At 71.0% G+C, this 17,867-nt stretch carries 17 protein-coding genes; 16 read left to right on the top strand and 1 reads right to left on the bottom strand.

Annotated elements, in window-relative coordinates; translation table 11 throughout:
• The first annotated feature begins 189 nt into the window (after positions 1–189).
• The 16 genes from ACRAKI_RS17105 to ACRAKI_RS17030 all read left to right on the top strand — a co-directional run bounded on the left by ACRAKI_RS17105 (position 190) and on the right by ACRAKI_RS17030 (position 17,004).
• Entirely contained in the window at positions 190–1,734 is a 1,545-nt protein-coding gene (locus ACRAKI_RS17105) for a vanadium-dependent haloperoxidase (protein ID WP_447008090.1), read from the top strand.
• A 57-nt stretch (positions 1,735–1,791) separates the two neighbouring features.
• Entirely contained in the window at positions 1,792–3,642 is a 1,851-nt protein-coding gene (locus tag ACRAKI_RS17100; RefSeq protein WP_447008089.1) for a 2-oxoacid:acceptor oxidoreductase subunit alpha, read from the top strand.
• Entirely contained in the window at positions 3,639–4,688 is a 1,050-nt protein-coding gene (locus ACRAKI_RS17095) for a 2-oxoacid:ferredoxin oxidoreductase subunit beta (RefSeq protein ID WP_447008088.1), read from the top strand. The genes ACRAKI_RS17100 and ACRAKI_RS17095 overlap by 4 nt, the downstream gene beginning before the upstream one ends.
• A 50-nt stretch (positions 4,689–4,738) precedes the next feature.
• Positions 4,739–6,403, top strand: a complete 1,665-nt coding sequence (locus tag ACRAKI_RS17090) for a nitrite/sulfite reductase (RefSeq protein ID WP_447008087.1) — start codon at positions 4,739–4,741, stop codon at positions 6,401–6,403.
• The gene (locus ACRAKI_RS17085) at positions 6,400–6,558 is read left to right on the top strand and encodes an Insertion element protein (RefSeq protein WP_447008086.1); all 159 of its coding nucleotides are present in this window, start codon (positions 6,400–6,402) and stop codon (positions 6,556–6,558) included. Before ACRAKI_RS17090 ends, ACRAKI_RS17085 begins: the two co-directional genes overlap by 4 nt.
• Complete coding sequence (locus ACRAKI_RS17080; RefSeq protein WP_447008085.1) at positions 6,555–7,256, top strand: phosphoadenylyl-sulfate reductase; 702 nt, start codon at positions 6,555–6,557, stop codon at positions 7,254–7,256. The genes ACRAKI_RS17085 and ACRAKI_RS17080 overlap by 4 nt, the downstream gene beginning before the upstream one ends.
• Entirely contained in the window at positions 7,253–8,155 is a 903-nt protein-coding gene (gene cysD / locus ACRAKI_RS17075; RefSeq protein WP_447006218.1) for a sulfate adenylyltransferase subunit CysD, read from the top strand. The genes ACRAKI_RS17080 and cysD overlap by 4 nt, the downstream gene beginning before the upstream one ends.
• Positions 8,156–9,454: a sulfate adenylyltransferase subunit 1 gene (locus ACRAKI_RS17070; RefSeq protein WP_447008084.1), complete on the top strand. Its 1,299-nt coding sequence runs from the start codon at positions 8,156–8,158 to the stop codon at positions 9,452–9,454. It abuts the gene before it with no gap.
• A gap of 5 nt (positions 9,455–9,459) precedes the next feature.
• Entirely contained in the window at positions 9,460–10,476 is a 1,017-nt protein-coding gene (locus ACRAKI_RS17065) for an ABC transporter substrate-binding protein (protein WP_447008083.1), read from the top strand.
• The gene (locus tag ACRAKI_RS17060; protein WP_447008082.1) at positions 10,473–11,234 is read left to right on the top strand and encodes an ABC transporter ATP-binding protein; all 762 of its coding nucleotides are present in this window, start codon (positions 10,473–10,475) and stop codon (positions 11,232–11,234) included. The genes ACRAKI_RS17065 and ACRAKI_RS17060 overlap by 4 nt, the downstream gene beginning before the upstream one ends.
• Complete coding sequence (locus ACRAKI_RS17055) at positions 11,221–12,102, top strand: ABC transporter permease (protein WP_447008081.1); 882 nt, start codon at positions 11,221–11,223, stop codon at positions 12,100–12,102. The genes ACRAKI_RS17060 and ACRAKI_RS17055 overlap by 14 nt, the downstream gene beginning before the upstream one ends.
• Positions 12,103–12,792, top strand: a complete 690-nt coding sequence (locus tag ACRAKI_RS17050) for a sirohydrochlorin chelatase (RefSeq protein ID WP_447008080.1) — start codon at positions 12,103–12,105, stop codon at positions 12,790–12,792.
• 207 nt (positions 12,793–12,999) lie between these two features.
• Positions 13,000–13,377 (top strand): cupin domain-containing protein, encoded by a 378-nt coding sequence (locus tag ACRAKI_RS17045; protein ID WP_447008079.1) that lies wholly within the window; start codon positions 13,000–13,002, stop codon positions 13,375–13,377.
• Entirely contained in the window at positions 13,374–13,832 is a 459-nt protein-coding gene (locus ACRAKI_RS17040; protein ID WP_447008078.1) for a cobalamin B12-binding domain-containing protein, read from the top strand. Before ACRAKI_RS17045 ends, ACRAKI_RS17040 begins: the two co-directional genes overlap by 4 nt.
• A complete protein-coding gene (locus ACRAKI_RS17035) occupies positions 13,829–15,088 on the top strand; it encodes a methylaspartate mutase (RefSeq protein WP_447008077.1) in 1,260 nt (419 codons plus the stop codon). The genes ACRAKI_RS17040 and ACRAKI_RS17035 overlap by 4 nt, the downstream gene beginning before the upstream one ends.
• A gap of 11 nt (positions 15,089–15,099) precedes the next feature.
• Positions 15,100–17,004 (top strand): FAD/NAD(P)-binding protein, encoded by a 1,905-nt coding sequence (locus ACRAKI_RS17030; protein ID WP_447008076.1) that lies wholly within the window; start codon positions 15,100–15,102, stop codon positions 17,002–17,004.
• A 116-nt stretch (positions 17,005–17,120) separates the two neighbouring features.
• Here ACRAKI_RS17030 and ACRAKI_RS17025 read toward each other — a convergent pair whose 3' ends face one another.
• Positions 17,121–17,810 carry an RNA-guided endonuclease InsQ/TnpB family protein gene (locus ACRAKI_RS17025; protein WP_447008075.1) on the bottom strand — a complete coding sequence of 230 codons (690 nt, stop codon included), beginning with the start codon at positions 17,808–17,810 and terminating at the stop codon, positions 17,121–17,123.
• Between the last annotated feature and the right edge of the window lie 57 nt (positions 17,811–17,867).

Here is a 17,867-nt window from a genome sequence, read left to right as displayed (position 1 = left end):
GTCGTTCCACCCTGAAGCTTGGGTGCGCCGCAGCCCTGGATCAAGATCAACTCGCCGTCCCGTCATGAAGATTTCCGATGTGCGAACCCGCTGAACTCGGCGATTGATGGGCGCGTGACGTTCGTGTGACAGTCCGTCTGCCGTAATCGCGCAGGTCTTGCCCGGTTCGTTTTTCCACCTGGAGCATCTGTGAGCACTGACACCCGTCGGCGCCGTCTGCGCTCGACGCTGACGCCGGTGGCCCTGGCCGCCGCCCTCACTGCGAGCGTGTTCACGCCGGTCGCCGGAGCCGAGGGCGGAACCGTCCCCGCCGGCGACAACGTGATCATCCAGTGGGACCAGGCCCTGATGGACGCCATCAGGGTCGGCAAGCTCGGCCCGCCCCACATCGCTCGCGCCTCCGGCATCGTGCACACCTGCACCTACGACGCGTGGGCCGCGTACGACGGCACGGCCACCGGTACGCGCTACGGCTCGCAGCTGCGCCGCCCCCTCGCCGAGCGGACGCTCGCCAACAAGAGCAAGGCGATCAGCTACGCGGCCTACCTCGCGGTCAAGGACATCTACCCCGCGAGCAAGCCGGCGTTCGACCAGCTCATGGTGAAGCTCGGCTACGACCCGAGCACCGTGCCGGGCGGGCCGACATCGCCCGCCGCGATCGGCACCAAGGCGTGCAAGGCCGTGCTGGACTACCGCCACCACGACGGTTCCAACCAGCTCGGCGACCTCAACGGCGGCGCGCCGTACAGCGACTACACCGGCTGGGTCCCGCGCAACGACCCGATGGACATCTTCGCCTTCGACCCGGCGACGGTGCGCGACCCCAACAGCTACCAGCCGCTGACCCACCCGAACAGGGACGGTTCGACCTCGACGGACGGCTTCCTCGGCGCGCACTGGGGCAAGGTCAAGCTGCTGTCGGTGCAGGGTCTGCCCGCGTCGTGGCAGGACACCGCGCAGAAGGCCATCCTGGAGGGCCTCCGCCGGACGAAGACCCCCGGCCCGGCGCCGTACGGCAGTGAGAAGTACGTCCGGCAGTCGCAGGAACTCCTGGACATCAGCGCGAACCTGACCGAGAAGCAGAAGGTCATCGCGGAGTACTGGGCCGACGGTGTGGGCACCTCGTGGCCCTCCGGGCACTGGATGGAACTGGCCCAGGTCGTGTCCAGGCGCGACAACAACAGCCTGGACAAGGATGCGAAGCTGTTCTTCGCGATGGGCAACGCCCAGGCTGACGCCGCGGTCGCGGCGTGGTACGTCAAGCGGTACTACGACTACGTGCGTCCGATCACCTCGGTGCGCCACCTGTTCCAGAACCAGCAGGTCGCCGCATGGGGTGGCCCGAACAGCGGCACCGTCCAGCAGGACGGCGCGGCGTGGCGGCCCTACCAGGAGGATGCGTTCCCGACCCCGCCGTTCGCCGAGTACGTGTCCGGCCACAGCGCGTTCAGCTACGCGGCGGCCGAGGTCTTCCGGCAGTTCACCGGCAGCAACCAGTTCGGCCACTCGGTGACCATCCAGCCCGGCGCGATGGCATTCGAGCAGAACCTGCCCAGCTCGCCGATCACCCTCTCGTGGCCGACGTTCACCGAGGCCGCCGCCCAGGTCGGCATCTCGCGCCGCTACGGCGGCATCCACTTCGAGGACGGTGACCTCCACGGCCGCGCGCTGGGCAGCGCGATCGGCCAGCTCACCTGGAAGACCGCCGAGCTGTACTTCAGCGGTCGCGCGTGACCGACGCGGAGCGGTTCCCGCCCGGGAACCGCTCCGCACCCCTGAGCGGAGGAACACGTGCACGACGTGGTCAAGCTGGATCGAGTGGTGATCCGGTTCGCCGGGGACTCCGGCGACGGCATGCAGCTCACGGGTGACCGGTTCACCTCCGAGGCCGCCGCGTTCGGCAACGACCTCGCCACCCAGCCGAACTTCCCGGCCGAGATCCGGGCGCCCCAGGGCACGCTGCCGGGCGTGTCCAGCTTCCAGCTGCACTTCGCGGACTACGACATCCTCACCCCCGGCGACCGCCCCGACGTGCTGGTGGCGATGAACCCGGCGGCGTTGAAGGCGAACATCGAGGACCTGCCCAAGGGCGGGATCCTGATCGTGAACACCGACGAGTTCAGCAAGCGGAACCTGACCAAGGTCGGGTACGCGGCCAACCCCCTGGAGGACGACACCCTCACCGGGACCTACCAGGTGCACAAGGTCGCGATGGCCACGCTGACCATAGGCGCGCTGGAGGACACCGGGCTGGGCAAGAAGGACGCGGAACGGGCGAAGAACATGTTCGCCCTGGGCCTGCTGTCGTGGATGTACCACCGGCCCACCGAGGGCACCGAGCGGTTCCTGCGGGAGAAGTTCGCCAAGAAGCCCGACATCGCCGAGGCCAACGTGCTGGCGTTCCGGGCGGGCTGGAACTACGGCGAGACCACCGAGTCCTTCGCGGTCACCTACGAGGTCGCGCCCGCCAAGCTCGACCGGGGCACCTACCGGCAGATCACCGGCAACACCGCGCTGGCCTACGGCATCGTCGCGGCCGGGCAGCGGTCCGGGCTGCCGGTGGTGCTGGGCACCTACCCCATCACCCCGGCCTCGGACATCCTGCACGAGCTGTCCCGGCACAAGCACTTCGGCATCACCACCCTGCAGGCCGAGGACGAGATCGCCGGCATCGGCGCCGCCCTGGGCGCCTCCTACGGCGGCGCGCTGGGCATCACCTCGACCTCCGGGCCGGGGCTGGCGCTGAAGTCCGAGACCATCGGCCTGGCCGTCATGACCGAGCTGCCGCTGATCATCATCGACGTGCAGCGCGGCGGCCCGTCCACCGGACTGCCGACCAAGACCGAGCAGGCCGACCTGCTGCAGGCGATGTTCGGCCGCAACGGCGAGTCCCCGGTCCCGGTCGTCGCGCCGCGGTCGCCCTCGGACTGCTTCGACGCCGCGATGGAGGCCGCGCGGATCGCGCTGGTCTACCGCACCCCGGTGCTGCTGCTGTCGGACGGGGCGATCGCGAACGGCTCGGAGCCGTGGCTGATCCCCGACGTGGCGGACCTGCCCGACCTGACCGTGACCTTCGCCACCGAGCCCAACGCCCCCGACGGCACGTTCTGGCCCTACCTGCGCGACCCGCGGACGCTGGCCCGCCCGTGGGCCGTGCCCGGCACCGCCGGGCTGCAGCACCGCATCGGCGGGCTGGAGAAGGCCGACGGCACCGGCAACATCTCCTACGACCCGGCCAACCACGACCACATGGTCCGGCTGCGCCAACGCAAGATCGACGGCATCGAGGTCCCCGACGTCGTGGTGGACGACCCGACCGGCGACGCCCGCGTCCTGGTCGTCGGCTGGGGCTCCTCCTACGGGCCGATCGGCGCCGCCGCGCGCCGCGTGCGCAAGCTCGGGATGCCGGTCGCGCACGCCCACCTGCGCCACCTCAACCCGTTCCCGGAGAACCTGGGCGAGGTGCTGCGCCGCTACGACCGGGTCGTCGTGCCGGAGATGAACCTCGGCCAGCTCGCCCTGCTGCTGCGGGCGAGGTACCTGGTCGACGCGATCAGCTACACGAAGGTCCAGGGCCTGCCGTTCAAGGCCGAGGAGCTTCAGGACGTGCTCGCCGACGTGATCAAGGGAGTGTCGGAATGACGGCGACGGATCTGGGACTGCCGGCCCTGGGAGGCCTGGTCGGCGTGCCCACCGCGGACGAGCCGCAGAAGGCCAAGGACTACAAGTCCGACCAGGAAGTGCGCTGGTGCCCCGGCTGCGGCGACTACGTGGTGCTCAACGCCGTGCAGTCGTTCCTGCCCACCCTCGGGCTCAAGCGCGAGAACATCGTGTTCGTGTCCGGGATCGGCTGCTCCTCGCGGTTCCCGTACTACATGAACACCTACGGCATGCACTCCATCCACGGACGCGCCCCGGCCATCGCCACCGGCCTCGCCGTGGCCAGGCCCGACCTGTCGGTGTGGGTCGTCACCGGCGACGGCGACGCGCTGTCCATCGGCGGCAACCACCTCATCCACACCCTGCGCCGCAACGTCAACCTCAAGATCCTGCTGTTCAACAACCGGATCTACGGGCTGACCAAGGGCCAGTACTCGCCCACCTCCGAGGAGGGCAAGGTCACCAAGTCCACCCCCCTCGGATCGCTGGACCACCCCTTCAACCCCGTGTCCCTCGCGCTGGGCGCGGAGGCCACCTTCGTCGGCCGCGCCGTGGACTCCGACCGGGCCGGGCTGACCGAGGTGCTGCGGCAGGCCGCCGAACACCGCGGCACCGCACTGGTCGAGATCTACCAGAACTGCCCCATCTTCAACGACGGCGCGTTCGACGTGCTCAAGGACGAGGAAGAAGCCGCCCAGCGGATCATCAACGTCGTCCACGGCCAACCCATCACCTTCGGCCGCGGCGACTACGCCGTCGTCCGCGACGGCTACGGACTGGGCGTCGCCAAGACCGCCGACGTCCGACCCGACGACATCGTCGTGCACGACGCCACCGACCTCAACCTCGCCTTCGCCCTGTCACGACTGTCCACCCAGGACCTCCAGCACACCGTCACCGGCGTGTTCCGCAACACCGCACGCACCACCTACGACGACGCAGCACGCGAACAGGTCGAACAGGCCAAGGCCGCGAAGACGCCCGACCTCGGCGCGTTGCTGCACGGCAAGGACACCTGGACCACTTAGTCCTCACAGGACTCACCACAGAAGCAACCGCACCACTGGAGGATTCGAGCATGGCAGTCCAGGGCAAGCAGCGCCGAGGTGAGGGGCAGTGGGCGCTGGGCTACCGCGAGCCGCTGAACCCGAACGAGCGGAGCAAGAAGGACGACAATCCGCTCAACGTGCGTTCGCGGATCGAGAACATCTACGCCCACGGTGGTTTCGACTCGATCGACCCGGCTGATCTGCGTGGGCGTTTCCGCTGGTACGGGCTGTACACGCAGCGCAAGCCGGGGATCGACGGCGGTCGTACGGCGACGTTGGAGCCGGAGGAGCTGGACGACGAGTTCTTCATGCTCCGGGTCCGGATCGACGGCGGCCGGTTGACCACGCGGCAGTTGGCGTTGTTGGGCGAGTTGTCGCAGACCTATGCGCGTGACACGGCCGACATCACCGACCGGCAGAACATCCAGTACCACTGGATCCGCATCGAGGACGTGCCGACGATCTGGCGCAAGCTGGAGGACGCGGGTCTGACCACGATGGAGGCGTGTGGTGACAGTCCGCGCGTGATCCTCGGCTCGCCGGTGGCGGGGATCGCCGAGGACGAGGTGGTCGACGGTTCGGGCGCGATCGACGAGATCCTGCGCCGTTACGTCGGTGATCCGCGGTTCGCGAACCTGCCGCGCAAGTTCAAGACGGCGATCTCGGGGTTGCCGGACGTGGCGCACGAGATCCACGACGTGGCGTTCGTCGGGGTGGAGCACCCGGAGCACGGGCCGGGTTTCGACGTGTGGGTCGGTGGTGGGCTGTCGACGAACCCGATGATCGGGCAGAGGCTGGGCGCGTGGGTGCCGGAGGCCGAGGTGCCGGAGGTGTGGGAGGGCGTGATCAGCGTCTTCCGCGATTACGGCTACCGGCGGTTGCGGCACCGGGCGCGGATCAAGTTCCTGGTCGCGGACTGGGGTCCGGGGAAGTTCCGTGACGTGTTGGAGACCGAGTACCTGAAGCGGAAGCTGGTCGACGGTCCGGCGCCGGAGGTGCCCGCGGTCCCGCGTGACCACATCGGTGTGCACCGGCAGAAGGACGGCCTGTTCTACATCGGGGCGGCTCCGATCGCGGGCCGGGTGTCGGGTTCCACGTTGGTCGAGGTGGCCAAGGTGGTGGAGCGGGCGGGGTCGGGCCGGGTCCGGCTGACGCCGCAGCAGAAGCTGGTCGTGTTGGACGTGCCGGAGGGCGAGGTCGGGAACCTGCGGTCGGACCTGGCGAAGTTGGGGTTGCAGACGGAGCCGTCGCCGTGGCGGCGCGGTGTGATGGCGTGCACGGGTATCGAGTTCTGCAAGCTCGCGATCGTGGAGACCAAGGCCCGTGCGGTCGACCTGGTGTCGGCGTTGGAGAGCAGGTTGGCCGACATCGTGGGCGGGGTGACCGAGCCGGTCTCCGTGCACATCAACGGCTGCCCCAACTCGTGTGCCCGGATCCAGACCGCGGACATCGGCCTCAAGGGCATGATCGTCGCCGACGGGGACGGGCGGCAGGCCGAGGGTTTCCAGGTGCACCTGGGCGGCGGGCTGGGGCTGGACGCCGGGTTCGGCCGGAAGTTGCGGGGCCACAAGGTGACCGCCGTCGAGCTGTCGGACTACGTCGAGCGCGTGGTGCGCAACTTCGTGGCCGGGCGTGAGCCGGGCGAGAGGTTCGCGCAGTGGGTCGCCCGCGCCGACGAGGGTGATCTCAAGTGAGTGAGCGGGCCACGCCCTTCTACTGCCCCTATTGCGGTGACGAGGACCTTCGTCCGCAGGAGGAGCCCGACTATTCGTGGCTGTGCGCCTCGTGTCGCCGCGTGTTCACGGTGAAGTTCGTTGGTCTCAACCTTCCTCAGGAGGTGCAGCGATGACCGCCCCGACCAGGGTCGAGGAGCTGAAGGTGATCGCCGAGGCCGCTTCGGTGGAGCTGGCGCAGGCCGGTGCCGAGGAGGCGCTCGCGTGGACCGCCCGGACGTTCGGCGAGAGCTGGATCGTCGCGTCGAACATGCAGGACGCCGTCCTCATCGATCTGGCCGTCAAGGTGAAGCCGGATGTGGACGTGCTGTTCCTGGAGACCGGTTACCACTTCGCCGAGACGATCGGCACCCGCGACGCGGTGGACCTGGTCTATCCCGAGGTCCGGATCGTGAACGCGGCGGCCGAGCAGTCCGTCGCGGACCAGGAGGCCCGGTTCGGCCTGCTGAACAGGACGAACCCCACCGAGTGCTGTCGGCTGCGCAAGGTCGTGCCGTTGCAGCGCACCCTGGACAACTACGACGCGTGGGTGACGGGGGTGCGTCGGGTGGACGCGCCGACGCGGGCGGGCACGCCGGTCGTGGCGTGGGACGACCGCAACGGGCTGGTGAAGGTCAACCCGATCGCGGCGTGGTCGGACGACGAGTTCCACGACTACATCGCCCGGCACGGGATCCTGGAGAACCCGTTGGTGCAGGACGGTTACCCCTCCATCGGCTGCGCGCCGTGCACCGTGAAGCCGCTGCCGGGCGCCGACCCGCGCAGCGGCCGGTGGGCGGGGCGGGCCAAGACCGAATGCGGGTTGCACGGATGACCACGACAGCTCTGGACACGTTGGGGCGCCTCGAATCCGAGGCGATCCACATCTTCCGCGAGGTGGCCGGCGAGTTCGACCGGCCGGTGATCCTGTTCTCCGGCGGCAAGGACTCCACGCTGCTGCTGCACCTGGCGGTGAAGGCGTTCTGGCCCGCGCCGGTGCCGTTCCCGCTGCTGCACGTGGACACCGGGCACAACTTCGACGAGGTCATCGCCTTCCGCGACAAGGTCGTCGCGCGGCACGGGCTGCGCCTGGAGGTGGCGAGGGTGCAGGACTACATCGACGACGGGCGGCTGGCCGAGCGCCCCGACGGCACCCGCAACCCGTTGCAGACCGTGCCGCTGCTCGACGCGATCACCGGCCACCGCTTCGACGCCGTGTTCGGCGGCGGCCGCCGCGACGAGGAACGCGCCCGGGCCAAGGAACGGATCTTCAGCCTGCGCAACTCCTTCGGCCAGTGGGAACCCCGCCGCCAGCGCCCGGAGCTGTGGAACCTCTACAACGGCCGGCACCGCCCCGGCGAGCACGTGCGGGTGTTCCCGCTGTCCAACTGGACCGAGCTGGACGTGTGGCACTACATCGCCCGCGAGAACATCGAGCTGCCCGACATCTACTACGCCCACCGTCGGCAGGTGTACCTGCGCGACGGCATGTGGCTCGCGCAGGGCCCGTGGGGCGGTCCGCGCGCGGACGAGACGATGGTCGAGAAGACCGTCCGCTACCGGACCGTGGGCGACGGGTCGTGCACCGGCGCGGTCGAGTCCGACGCCGCCGACATCGCCACCGTCATCGCCGAGGTCGCCGCGAGCAGGCTCACCGAGCGCGGCGCGACCCGCGCGGACGACCGGCTGTCCGAGGCCGCCATGGAAGACCGCAAGCGGGAGGGGTACTTCTAGATGAGCGACCTGTTGAGGCTGGCGACGGCGGGCAGCGTGGACGACGGGAAGTCCACCCTGGTCGGCAGGTTGCTCTACGACACCAAGTCCGTGCTGGCCGACACCCTCGACGCGGTGCACCGCGCCAGCGCCGACCGCGGCCTGACCACCCCCGACCTGTCGCTGCTGGTGGACGGGCTGCGGTCGGAACGCGAGCAGGGCATCACCATCGACGTGGCCTACCGCTACTTCGCCACCCCGAAACGCTCGTTCGTGCTCGCCGACACCCCCGGCCACGTCCAGTACACCCGCAACACCGTCACCGGCGCCTCCACCGCGCAGCTCGGCGTGCTGCTGGTCGACGCCCGCAAGGGCGTCATCGAGCAGACCCGCCGCCACGCGGCCGTGCTCGCCCTGCTGGGCGTGCCGCGCCTGGTGCTGGCGGTCAACAAGATCGACCTGGTCGACCACGACGAGGCCACGTTCTCCCGCATCGCCAAGGAGTTCACCGCCCACGCCACCGCCCTGGGCTACCCCGAGGACGCCGTGGTGACGATCCCCGTCTCCGCACTCGCCGGCGACAACGTGGTGGAGCGCTCCGACCGGACACCCTGGTACGACGGCCCCACCCTGCTGCAACACCTGGAGACCGTGCCGGTCGACGTGGACCCGCACGACGCGCCGTTCCGCTTCCCCGTCCAGTACGTCATCCGCCCCCGCACCGCCGAACACCCCGACTACCGCGGCTACGCGGGCCAGGTCGCCGCCGGCACCGTCCGCGTCGGCGACGAGATCACCGTCCTGCCCGACGGGCTGCGCTCCACCGTCACCGGCATCGACACCGCCGACGGCCCACTGGAACAAGCCGCATCCGGCCAGTCCGTGACACTCCTCCTCGCGCACGACCTGGACATCTCCCGCGGCGACCTCATCGCCGCCGCCGCCGTCCCACCCAAGGTCACCGACGAATTCGACGCCACCGTCTGCTGGCTCTCGGAGAAGGCACTGACCCCCGGCGCCCGCGTCCTGGTCAAACACGGCACACGCACCGTCCAAGCCATCGTCACCCAGCTCCACACCCGCTTCGACGAGCAGAACCTGACCACGGTCGAAGACCCGGGCACGTTGACGCTCAACGAGATCGGCCAGGTGACGGTCCGCACCACCTCCGCCGTCCCGCTCGACGACTACACGAACAGCCGCCGCATGGGCAGCTTCCTCGTCATCGACCAGGCTGACGGCAGCACGCTCGCCGCCGGACTGGTCGGCGACCCCCTCAGCACCATCACGCGGGCCGTCGCGCTGGCTGGCGTGCCGTGATCCGAGTGCTGCTCGCGCTCCTCCTGATCCTGGTCGGCTGCACCCGGGCGGATCGTGGGGAACGGATCCCGGTGGCCGAACAGGGTCCGGCCGCCGAGGTCCGCCTCGGCTACTCCCCCAACATCACCCACGCGTCGGCGCTGCTGGGCGTGGAGCGCGGCCTCTTCACCGCCGAGCTGGACAGGACCGGGTTCGTCCCGGTCACCTTCAACGACGGCGGCGCGGCGGTGAACGCGTTGCTCGGCGGGTCGCTGGACATGGCGTTCCTCGGTCCCGGCCCGGCGATCAACGCCTACGCCAAGTCCGACGGCGAGGCGATCCGGCTGGTCTCCGGCGCCACGTCGGGCGGCGCGCAGCTCGTGGTCAAGCCGGGGATCGACCGGCCGCAGCAGCTGATCGGCCGCACGATCGCCAGCCCCGCCCTGGGCAACACCCAGGACATCGCGTTGAAGAAGTGGCTCGCCGCCTCGCGGCTCACCGACGCGGTGGACGTGACCAACGTCGAGAGCGCGCGGGCGCTCGACGGGTTCGTCCAGGGCCGGTTGGACGGCGCCTGGCTGCCCGAGCCGTGGTCGTCGCGGCTCGTGCTGGAAGCGGGCGGACACGTCCTCGTCGATGAGGCGAGCCTGTGGCCGGACGGCGAGTTCCCGTCCACGGTGGTCGTGGTGCGCACCCCGTTCCTCGAAGCGCACCCGGAGACCGTTCGGGCGGTGCTGCGCGGGCTGGTGCGGGCGGAGCAGTCCGCCACCCTGGACCCGGCGCGGGCCAAGCAGGACATGAACGCCCACCTGCGCGAGGTGACGGGCCGAGCCCTGCCCGAGGCCACGACCGAGCGCGCCTTCGCCACCATCCGACTCACCACCGATCCGAACGCGGCGGCGTTCGACCAGTTGGCTCGTGACGCCCTCGCCGCGGGTGTGCTCAAGGCACCGATCGACCTCGCCGGGTTCGTCGAGCCAGGCCCGTTGGCCGCGGTGCTGTCCGAACTCGGCCTGCCCACCAGCCCACAGGGGATCCCATGACCAGCACCCTCGAACCGCTGTCCACCGCGACCGAGTACGCGGTCCGGCTGACGTCGGTCAGCAAGACGTTCGGCCACGGCGCGTCCGCCGTCACGGCCGTCGACCGCGTCGACCTCACCGTGCGACCGGGTGAGTTCGTCTGCCTGCTCGGAGCCTCCGGCTGCGGCAAGAGCACCCTGCTCAACCTGATCGGCGACCTGGAGGCCCCCACCTCGGGACGGGTGCAGCTGACCACGGGTCGGCCCGCGGTGATGTTCCAGGAGGCGGCGTTGCTGCCGTGGCTGACCGCGGCGCAGAACGTCGAGCTGCCGTTGCGGCTGGCGGGGCTGGACCGGCGGTCCCGGCGGGCCCGCACCGAGCAGTTGCTGGGCCTGGTCCGGCTGGCCGGGACGGGTGGCAAGCGCCCGCACGAGCTGTCCGGCGGGATGCGGCAGCGGGTCGCGCTGGCCCGCGCGCTGGCGTGCACCGGTGACGACAACGCACTGCTGCTCATGGACGAGCCGTTCTCCGCGCTCGACGCCATCACGCGGGACGTGCTCCAGGCGGAATTGCTGCGGGTGTGGCGGGAGACGGGCACGGCGGTCGTGTTCGTCACGCACGACGTGCGCGAGGCCGTGCGGCTCGGGCAGCGGGTCGTGCTGCTGTCGTCCCGGCCCGGCCGGGTCGTCCAGGAGTGGTCCGTTTCCGGCGAGGACGACGTCGTCGACGAGATCAACGCCAGGCTCAGAGAGGTGATCAGCAGCCATGTCTTCGCGTAGCGCCGTCGAGCGGGAGGACGACGAGGCGGTCGAGGCGGGGCTGGACGCGCTGACGTCGCCTCCTTCCGCGCCGTCGAACGGGCGGGCGCGGTTCGTGGGTCGCGTGCTACCCCCGGTGATCGCGCTGTTCGTGATCGGCTGCGTGTGGCAGGCGCTGTGGGCGTCGGCGATCTGGCCGGAGTACCAGCTTCCCGCGCCCGTCACGGTGTTGGACCAGATCGCGCAGCAGGTCCGCAGCGGTGAGATCGTCGGCTTCCTGTGGGTGTCCGTGCACCGCGCGGTGATCGGGTTCGCGGTGGCGGTGGTGGTCGCCGTGCCGCTCGGCCTGCTGATCGCCAACGTGACGCCGGTGCGGCGGGCCATCGGGCCGCTGATCTCGGGATTGCAGAGCCTGCCGTCGGTGGCGTGGGTGCCGGCGGGCGTGCTGTGGTTCGGCCTGACGGACTCCGCGATCTACTTCGTGATGCTTCTGGGAGCGGTCCCGTCCATCGCGAACGGCCTGGTGTCGGGCGTGGACCAGATCCCGCCCATCTTCCACCGGGTCGGGGTGGTGCTCGGCGCGACGCGGCTGGCCGCGATCCGGCACGTGCTGCTGCCCGCCGCGCTGCCCGGTTTCCTGGCCGGGCTCAAGCAGGGCTGGGCGTTCTCGTGGCGGTCGCTGATGGCCGCCGAGCTGATCGCCACGTCGCCGCAGCTGGGCGTCGGCCTCGGCCAGGTGCTGCACAACGGCATGTCGCTGTCGGACATGTCGATGGTGATGGCCGCCATCGTGTTGATCTTCTTCGTGGGTGTCGGCATCGAGTTGGCGCTGTTCCGCCCGCTGGAGCGGTCCGTGCTGCGGGCACGCGGCCTCAGCGGAGGGCTGTAAGTGCTCATCGCCGTCGCGCACGGCAGCCGTGACCCGCGTTCCGCGGCGGCTGTCCGGCAGCTGGTCGCCGCCCTGCCCGGCGCCCGGCCGGCCTTCCTCGACCTGTCCGAACCGCTGCTCGCCGACGTCCTCGCGGACGTGGGTCACGACGAGGCAGTGGTGGTGCCGTTGCTGCTGGGCAGCGCCTACCACGCCCTGGTCGACATCCCGGAGATGGTCGGCGCGGCGACCACGCGGTCGCCGGGGCTGTCGGTACGGGTCACCGATGTGATCGGGACGGACCCCCGGGTCGCCGACGCGGCGCTCGCCCGGCTCGCCGAGGTCGGTGTGCGGCCGGGTGACGACCGGCTGGGCGTGGTGCTCGCCGGCGCTGGTTCGTCGCACGCGGCGGCCAACGCGGCGGTCGCGGACCTCGCCGAGCGGTGGGCGCGCGAGCACGGTTGGGCCGGTGTCCGGCCGGCGTTCGCGACCTGCGCCCCGGACGTCCCCGACGCGATCTCCGAGCTGAAGGACCTCGGCGCGCGCCGCATCGCCGTGGCGTCCTGGTTCCTCGCCCCCGGACGGCTGCCCGACCGGGTCGCGAGCGCGGCACGGCGGGCGCACCCCGAGGTCGTGGTGGCCGCGCCGCTCGGCGCCCACCCGTCGGTGGTGGCCGCAGTACACGAACTGCACCTTTCCGCGCACGTGTGAGAATTCGAATTCCCGTACCCGCGTGTCGCTGGAGCCCCACCACATCGAATTTTCCGATGGTCTCGCATCGTCAGGACTACAGCGCGGGCTTCCCGTCCGGTGGATAGCGTGAAACCGCTGGAACCTTTGCACCGCAACACTTCGCCACCACGGTGCACCGATAGGACAACAGCGGAGACTATTACCGGGAGCGCGACCGTGTCTGACATGAAAATCATCGAAGACGTGATTCGGAACGGCTTCGACCTCACGGACATCGAGTGGACCAAGTGGGTCGAGCCGGGCCGCGAGGCCGTCGAGCACCACGTGCTCTGGGCACCCGACCCGGAGACCGGTGACCACTCCGTCGGCCTGCTGCTGCGCTTCCCTCCCGGCGCGCACGGCGACTTCCACGAGCACCTCGGCTGGGAGCTGATGCTCGTCCTGGACGGCTCGCTGGACCACAGCGACGGCCACTCGTTCAAGAAGGGCGCTCTCGTGGTCGAGGGCCCCGGCAGCAAGCACCAGATGTCCAGCGCCTCCGGGTGCACCGTGCTGGCCATCCGGACCCGGCCCGTCGAGGCCCGCCCCGCCGAAGCCCCGTGAGCGCCTCCCCGACCGCGCTCGCCGTCCGACCGGTCCGGGTCGTGCTGTCGAGCGTCTTCTCCGACGCGCACACCTGGAACCTCGTGTTCCTCCAGCTGCTGCTGGAGGAACACGGGTGCCAGGTGACGAACCTCGGCGCCTGCGTGCCCGAGGAACTGCTCCTGGAGCACTGCCGTGACACCTGCCCGGACCTCGTCGTGATCAGCACCGTGAACGGCCACGGCCACCTGGACGGAGTGCGGCTGGCCCGCCTGCTGCGCGCCGACCCGGACACGGCCCGCCTGCGGTTGGTCATCGGCGGCAAGCTCGGCGTGGGCGGCGGGGCGGAGTCGCGGCACGAGCTGATCGACGCCGGGTTCGACATGGTGGTCGAGGACAGCGATCCGCAGCGGCTGGTCGGCTACGTCGAAGGGCTGCTCAGACCGGCCCTGCCCAGCGGCAGGACCACCTCGTGACGTCGTTCTCCGCGTTCGTCGCCGACTCCGCGGCCAGGGGCGAGCTGGTGGTGCAGCCGCGAATGGGCTTCGCCGAACCCGCGCAGATGCGGGCAGGTCTGCTGGCGGTGCGCGCCGTGCCGGGGCGCACCGTCGGCACGATCACCCTGGACAGCTACACCAGAGTGGGCGTGCACGACGCCGCGCGACGAGCATTGCGCGACGGGGCTCCCCTCAACGGGTTCCCCCTTGTCGTGCACGGCCCGGACGTCACCCGCCGGATGCTCGACGGCGTGGTGGCGGCGGACTTCCCGGTCCAGGTGCGGCACGGCAGCCCCGCGCCGTACGACATCGTGCGCACCCTGCTCGACGCCGGGCTCGACGCCACCGAGGGCGGGCCCGTGTCCTACTGCCTGCCCTACAGCCGGACGCCGCTGGGCGACTCGGTGCGGGAGTGGCGGCGCACCTGCGAGCTGATGGCCGGCCACGGCCCGGACGCGCACCTGGAGACGTTCGGCGGGTGCATGCTCGGCCAGCTGTGCCCGCCCAGCCTCCTCGTGGCGCTGTCCGTGCTGGAGGCGCTGTTCTTCCGCGCGCACGGCCTGCGGAGCGTGTCGCTCAGCTACGCGCAGCAGACCAACGCGGCACAGGACCTGGAAGCCATCGCGGCGTTGCGCACGCTGGCCGGCGAACTGCTGCCGGACGTGCGGTGGCATGTGGTGCTCTACACCTACATGGGCGTGTACCCGCGCAGCACGACCGGCGCGACCACGCTGCTGCGCGACAGCGTCGAGCTGGCGGTCCGCTCGGGTGCGGAGCGGGTGATCGTCAAGACGGAGGTCGAGGCGCACCGCATCCCGACGCCCGCGGAGAACGTCGCCGCGCTGCGCCACGCCCTCGACGCCGCGCGGCCACCGACCGACGGGCTGCGGCCCGCGCACACCGGGGTGCTCGCGGAGGCGCGCGCCCTCGTGGAGGCCGTGCTCGACCTGGACGATGACCTCGGCCGCGCGCTGGAACTGGCGTTCCAGCGCGGTTGGCTCGACGTCCCGTACTGCCTGCACCCGGACAACGCGGGCCGGACGCGGGCCGCGCTGGACGAGCGGGGCCGGCTGTGCTGGGTGTCGACCGGCTCGATGCCGATCGCGGGCCTGGCGCGCACCCTGCCGCCCGAGACGCTCACCGCCCGTTCCCTGCTGGCGATGCTCACGCACGTCGAGCACCGCTACGACGACGTGCTCGACCGCACACCCGCACGCCCGCACCTGACCGACTGACGGGAGTGATCGTGTCCTCAGCCGACGACCCGGTGTCGCACGGGCCCAGGATCGCCATCATCGGGATGGGCCCCCGTGGCATCTCCGTGCTCGAACGCCTCGCCCTCCGCGCCGACGACCACCACGCGCCGGAGGTCTTCGCGATCGACGCGGTCCAGGTGGGCTGCGGCCGTATCTGGCGCACCGACCAGCAGCCGTGGTTCACCATGAACACGGTCGCGGGCCAGGTGACCATGTACTCCGGCGAGCCAGACGGCGGACCTGACCGCGCGGGCGCCGGTCCCAGCCTGGCGCAGTGGCTGGCCCGCTCCCCCGACCCGGAGCAGGCGTCGATCGGCCCGGACGGCTACGCGCCGCGCGTCACCTACGGGCACTACCTGCGCCACGTGTACCGCAGCGTGGTCGACCACCTGCCCGATGGGATGGTCGTCCAACCGGTCACCGCGCGGGTCACCACGATGACGCCGCTGCCCGACGGCGGGTTCGCGCTGACGCTGACGGACCGCCCCGAGCCGCTGGTGGTCGACCGGGTGGTGCTGGCCACCGGCCACCCCGTGTCCCGACCCGGCACGTCCGACCAGGCGCTGGCCGACTTCGCCGCCACCCGGCCCGGGCTGACCTACCTGAGCGGGGACTCCGCCGCGGACCTGCCGCTCGACGCCATCGCGCCCGGCACACCCGTGGGCGTGATCGGCATGGGACTCGGGTTCTACGACATCCTGCTGTCGCTGACCGTGGGGCGCGGCGGGGTGTTCCGGCGGGACGTCTCCGGCGCCATGCGGTACGCGCCCAGCGGTCGTGAACCGCTGATCTTCGCCGGGTCGCGCAGCGGGATGCCGATCCTCGCGCGCGGCGCGAACCAGAAGCGACCGGACCACGTGCACCAGCCGGTCGTGTTCACCGCGGACGCGGTGCGGGAGGCGAAGGCGCGGGCCGGCGCGACCGGGCTGGACTTCACCGGCCAGGTCATGCCGCTGATCCAGCAGGAGGTGGACCACGTCTACCTCACCACCCTGGTGCGTTCCCGGCAGGGCGACGCGGTCGCGGCCCGGTTCGCCGAACGGCACGCCCGCGTCCTGCGCCACGGTGAGCCCAAGGCCGCGCTCCTCTCCGAGTACGGTCTGGCCCCGGACGCCGGGCTGGACCTCGAACGGGTCGCGCGGCCGTTCGCGGGCAAGCGGTTCGCGCACCCGGCCGTGTTCCGGGCGAAGGTGCTCGACCTGATGGCCAAGGACATCGACGAGGCCAAGCGCGGCAACGTCGACGGCCCCGTCAAGGCGGCGCTCGACGTCCTGCGCGACATCCGCAACACCATCCGCGTCGCGGTGGACTTCGGCGGCCTGACCGCCCGGTCCCACCGGGACGACTTCCTCGGCTGGTACGTGCCGATGAACGCCCTGCTGTCCGCGGGGCCGCCGGTGGAACGGGTGGAGCAACTGCTGGCGTTGATCGAGATCGGCGTCGTGACCGTGGTCGGTCCGCGCGTCCGCTACGAGTGCGACCCGGCACGCGACACGTTCGTGGTGTCCTCGGCCGACGTCACCGACTCGCGCACCGAGGTGGCGGCGCTGGTCGACGCCCGCATCCCCCAGCCCGACCTGCGCCGGGACACCTCGCAGCTGTACGAGGACCTGGTCGCGCGCGGCCTGGTGGCGCAGTTCGTCGAGCGCGACCCGGTGACCGGCGAGGTGTTCGAGACCGGCGGGGTCGACGTCACGCCCGCGCCGTTCGCCCTGCTGGACCGGCACGGCGCGGAGGTGCCCGGCGTGTACGCGCTCGGCCTGCCGACCGAGCACACGCGCTGGTTCACGCAGGTCGGCAGCAGCCGGCCCGGTATGCGCACGCTGTTCCTGCGCGACGCCGACTCCATCGCCGAACGGCTGCTCGTCCCGTCCCCCGTGCTCGCGCCCAGGTGACTCCGGACCGGTTGGCAACCTCCCCTCCCTGAAGGGTGGGATTCCCCGCCGGGCTCGCGCCCGGCAGTTCCTGCTTCTTCTCCCCGGAAGGGAGGTTTCGCCGGATGCCTCGCCGACTAGCGTCGGGTCGGTCCCACTCCGGCTCGACAGGCTGTGACCGCCTGCCCGGCGGCCAGGGTGTTGCGCGCGGCGTCAACGTCGCGGTCGTGCGAAGCCCCGCAGCCGGGGCACGTCCACTCCCCCACCCGCAGCGGCAGCGCGTCCAGCAGAAGCCCGCAGGCCGAGCACGTCTTCGAGCTGGGCAGCCACCGGCCGGCCGGGTCACGCGAGACGGTCACGGTGGACGGCTCGGCACCCTCGGGCAGCGGCCGGGACCACACGACGTCCAGCGGCTCGGCCATCTTCGCCAACGTCAACCGGCCGTCACGCCAGCGGAACGCCGACCGGGTGTACTCCGCCGACGCCTTGCCCCGCTTGCGCGACTTGAACCGCGGGTAGCGGGACCGCTTCTCCCAGAACGCGGTGAACGCCGACTGCAAGTGCCGCAACGACTGCTGCAACGGCACCGACGACACCTCGTTGAGAAACCCCAGCCCCTCCGTGCGCTTCCACTCCGTGAGCAGCGCCGAGGTCTGCACGTAGTTCAGCCGACGGTGCTCGCCGTACCACGCCGCCGTGCGGGCCTCCAACGCCCGGTTGTACACCACCCGCACACACCCGAACGTGCGCAACAACTCCACTTCCTGCGCCGCAGACGGGTAGAAGCGGTACCGGAACGCCCGCTTCACCACCGACCCCGACGACATTTCTCACACATCGACACCCCAGCAAGTGAGCCTTGCCGATGCGGGCGAAAGCATTGG

This window comes from Saccharothrix isguenensis (genome assembly GCF_052936305.1).
This window is presented reverse-complemented; position numbering and strand designations above follow the sequence as displayed.

What these genes read in the sequence shown, in the direction of transcription:
- ACRAKI_RS17095 (WP_447008088.1), top strand. Translation starts at nt 3,639, where the DNA reads ATGACGGCGACGGATCTGGGACTGCCGGCCCTGGGAGGCCTGGTCGGC.
- ACRAKI_RS17090 (WP_447008087.1), top strand. Translation starts at nt 4,739, where the DNA reads ATGGCAGTCCAGGGCAAGCAGCGCCGAGGTGAGGGGCAGTGGGCGCTG.
- ACRAKI_RS17080 (WP_447008085.1), top strand. Translation starts at nt 6,555, where the DNA reads ATGACCGCCCCGACCAGGGTCGAGGAGCTGAAGGTGATCGCCGAGGCC.
- cysD (WP_447006218.1), top strand. Translation starts at nt 7,253, where the DNA reads ATGACCACGACAGCTCTGGACACGTTGGGGCGCCTCGAATCCGAGGCG.
- ACRAKI_RS17070 (WP_447008084.1), top strand. Translation starts at nt 8,156, where the DNA reads ATGAGCGACCTGTTGAGGCTGGCGACGGCGGGCAGCGTGGACGACGGG.
- ACRAKI_RS17060 (WP_447008082.1), top strand. Translation starts at nt 10,473, where the DNA reads ATGACCAGCACCCTCGAACCGCTGTCCACCGCGACCGAGTACGCGGTC.
- ACRAKI_RS17055 (WP_447008081.1), top strand. Translation starts at nt 11,221, where the DNA reads ATGTCTTCGCGTAGCGCCGTCGAGCGGGAGGACGACGAGGCGGTCGAG.
- ACRAKI_RS17045 (WP_447008079.1), top strand. Translation starts at nt 13,000, where the DNA reads ATGAAAATCATCGAAGACGTGATTCGGAACGGCTTCGACCTCACGGAC.
- ACRAKI_RS17025 (WP_447008075.1), bottom strand. Translation starts at nt 17,810, where the DNA reads ATGTCGTCGGGGTCGGTGGTGAAGCGGGCGTTCCGGTACCGCTTCTAC.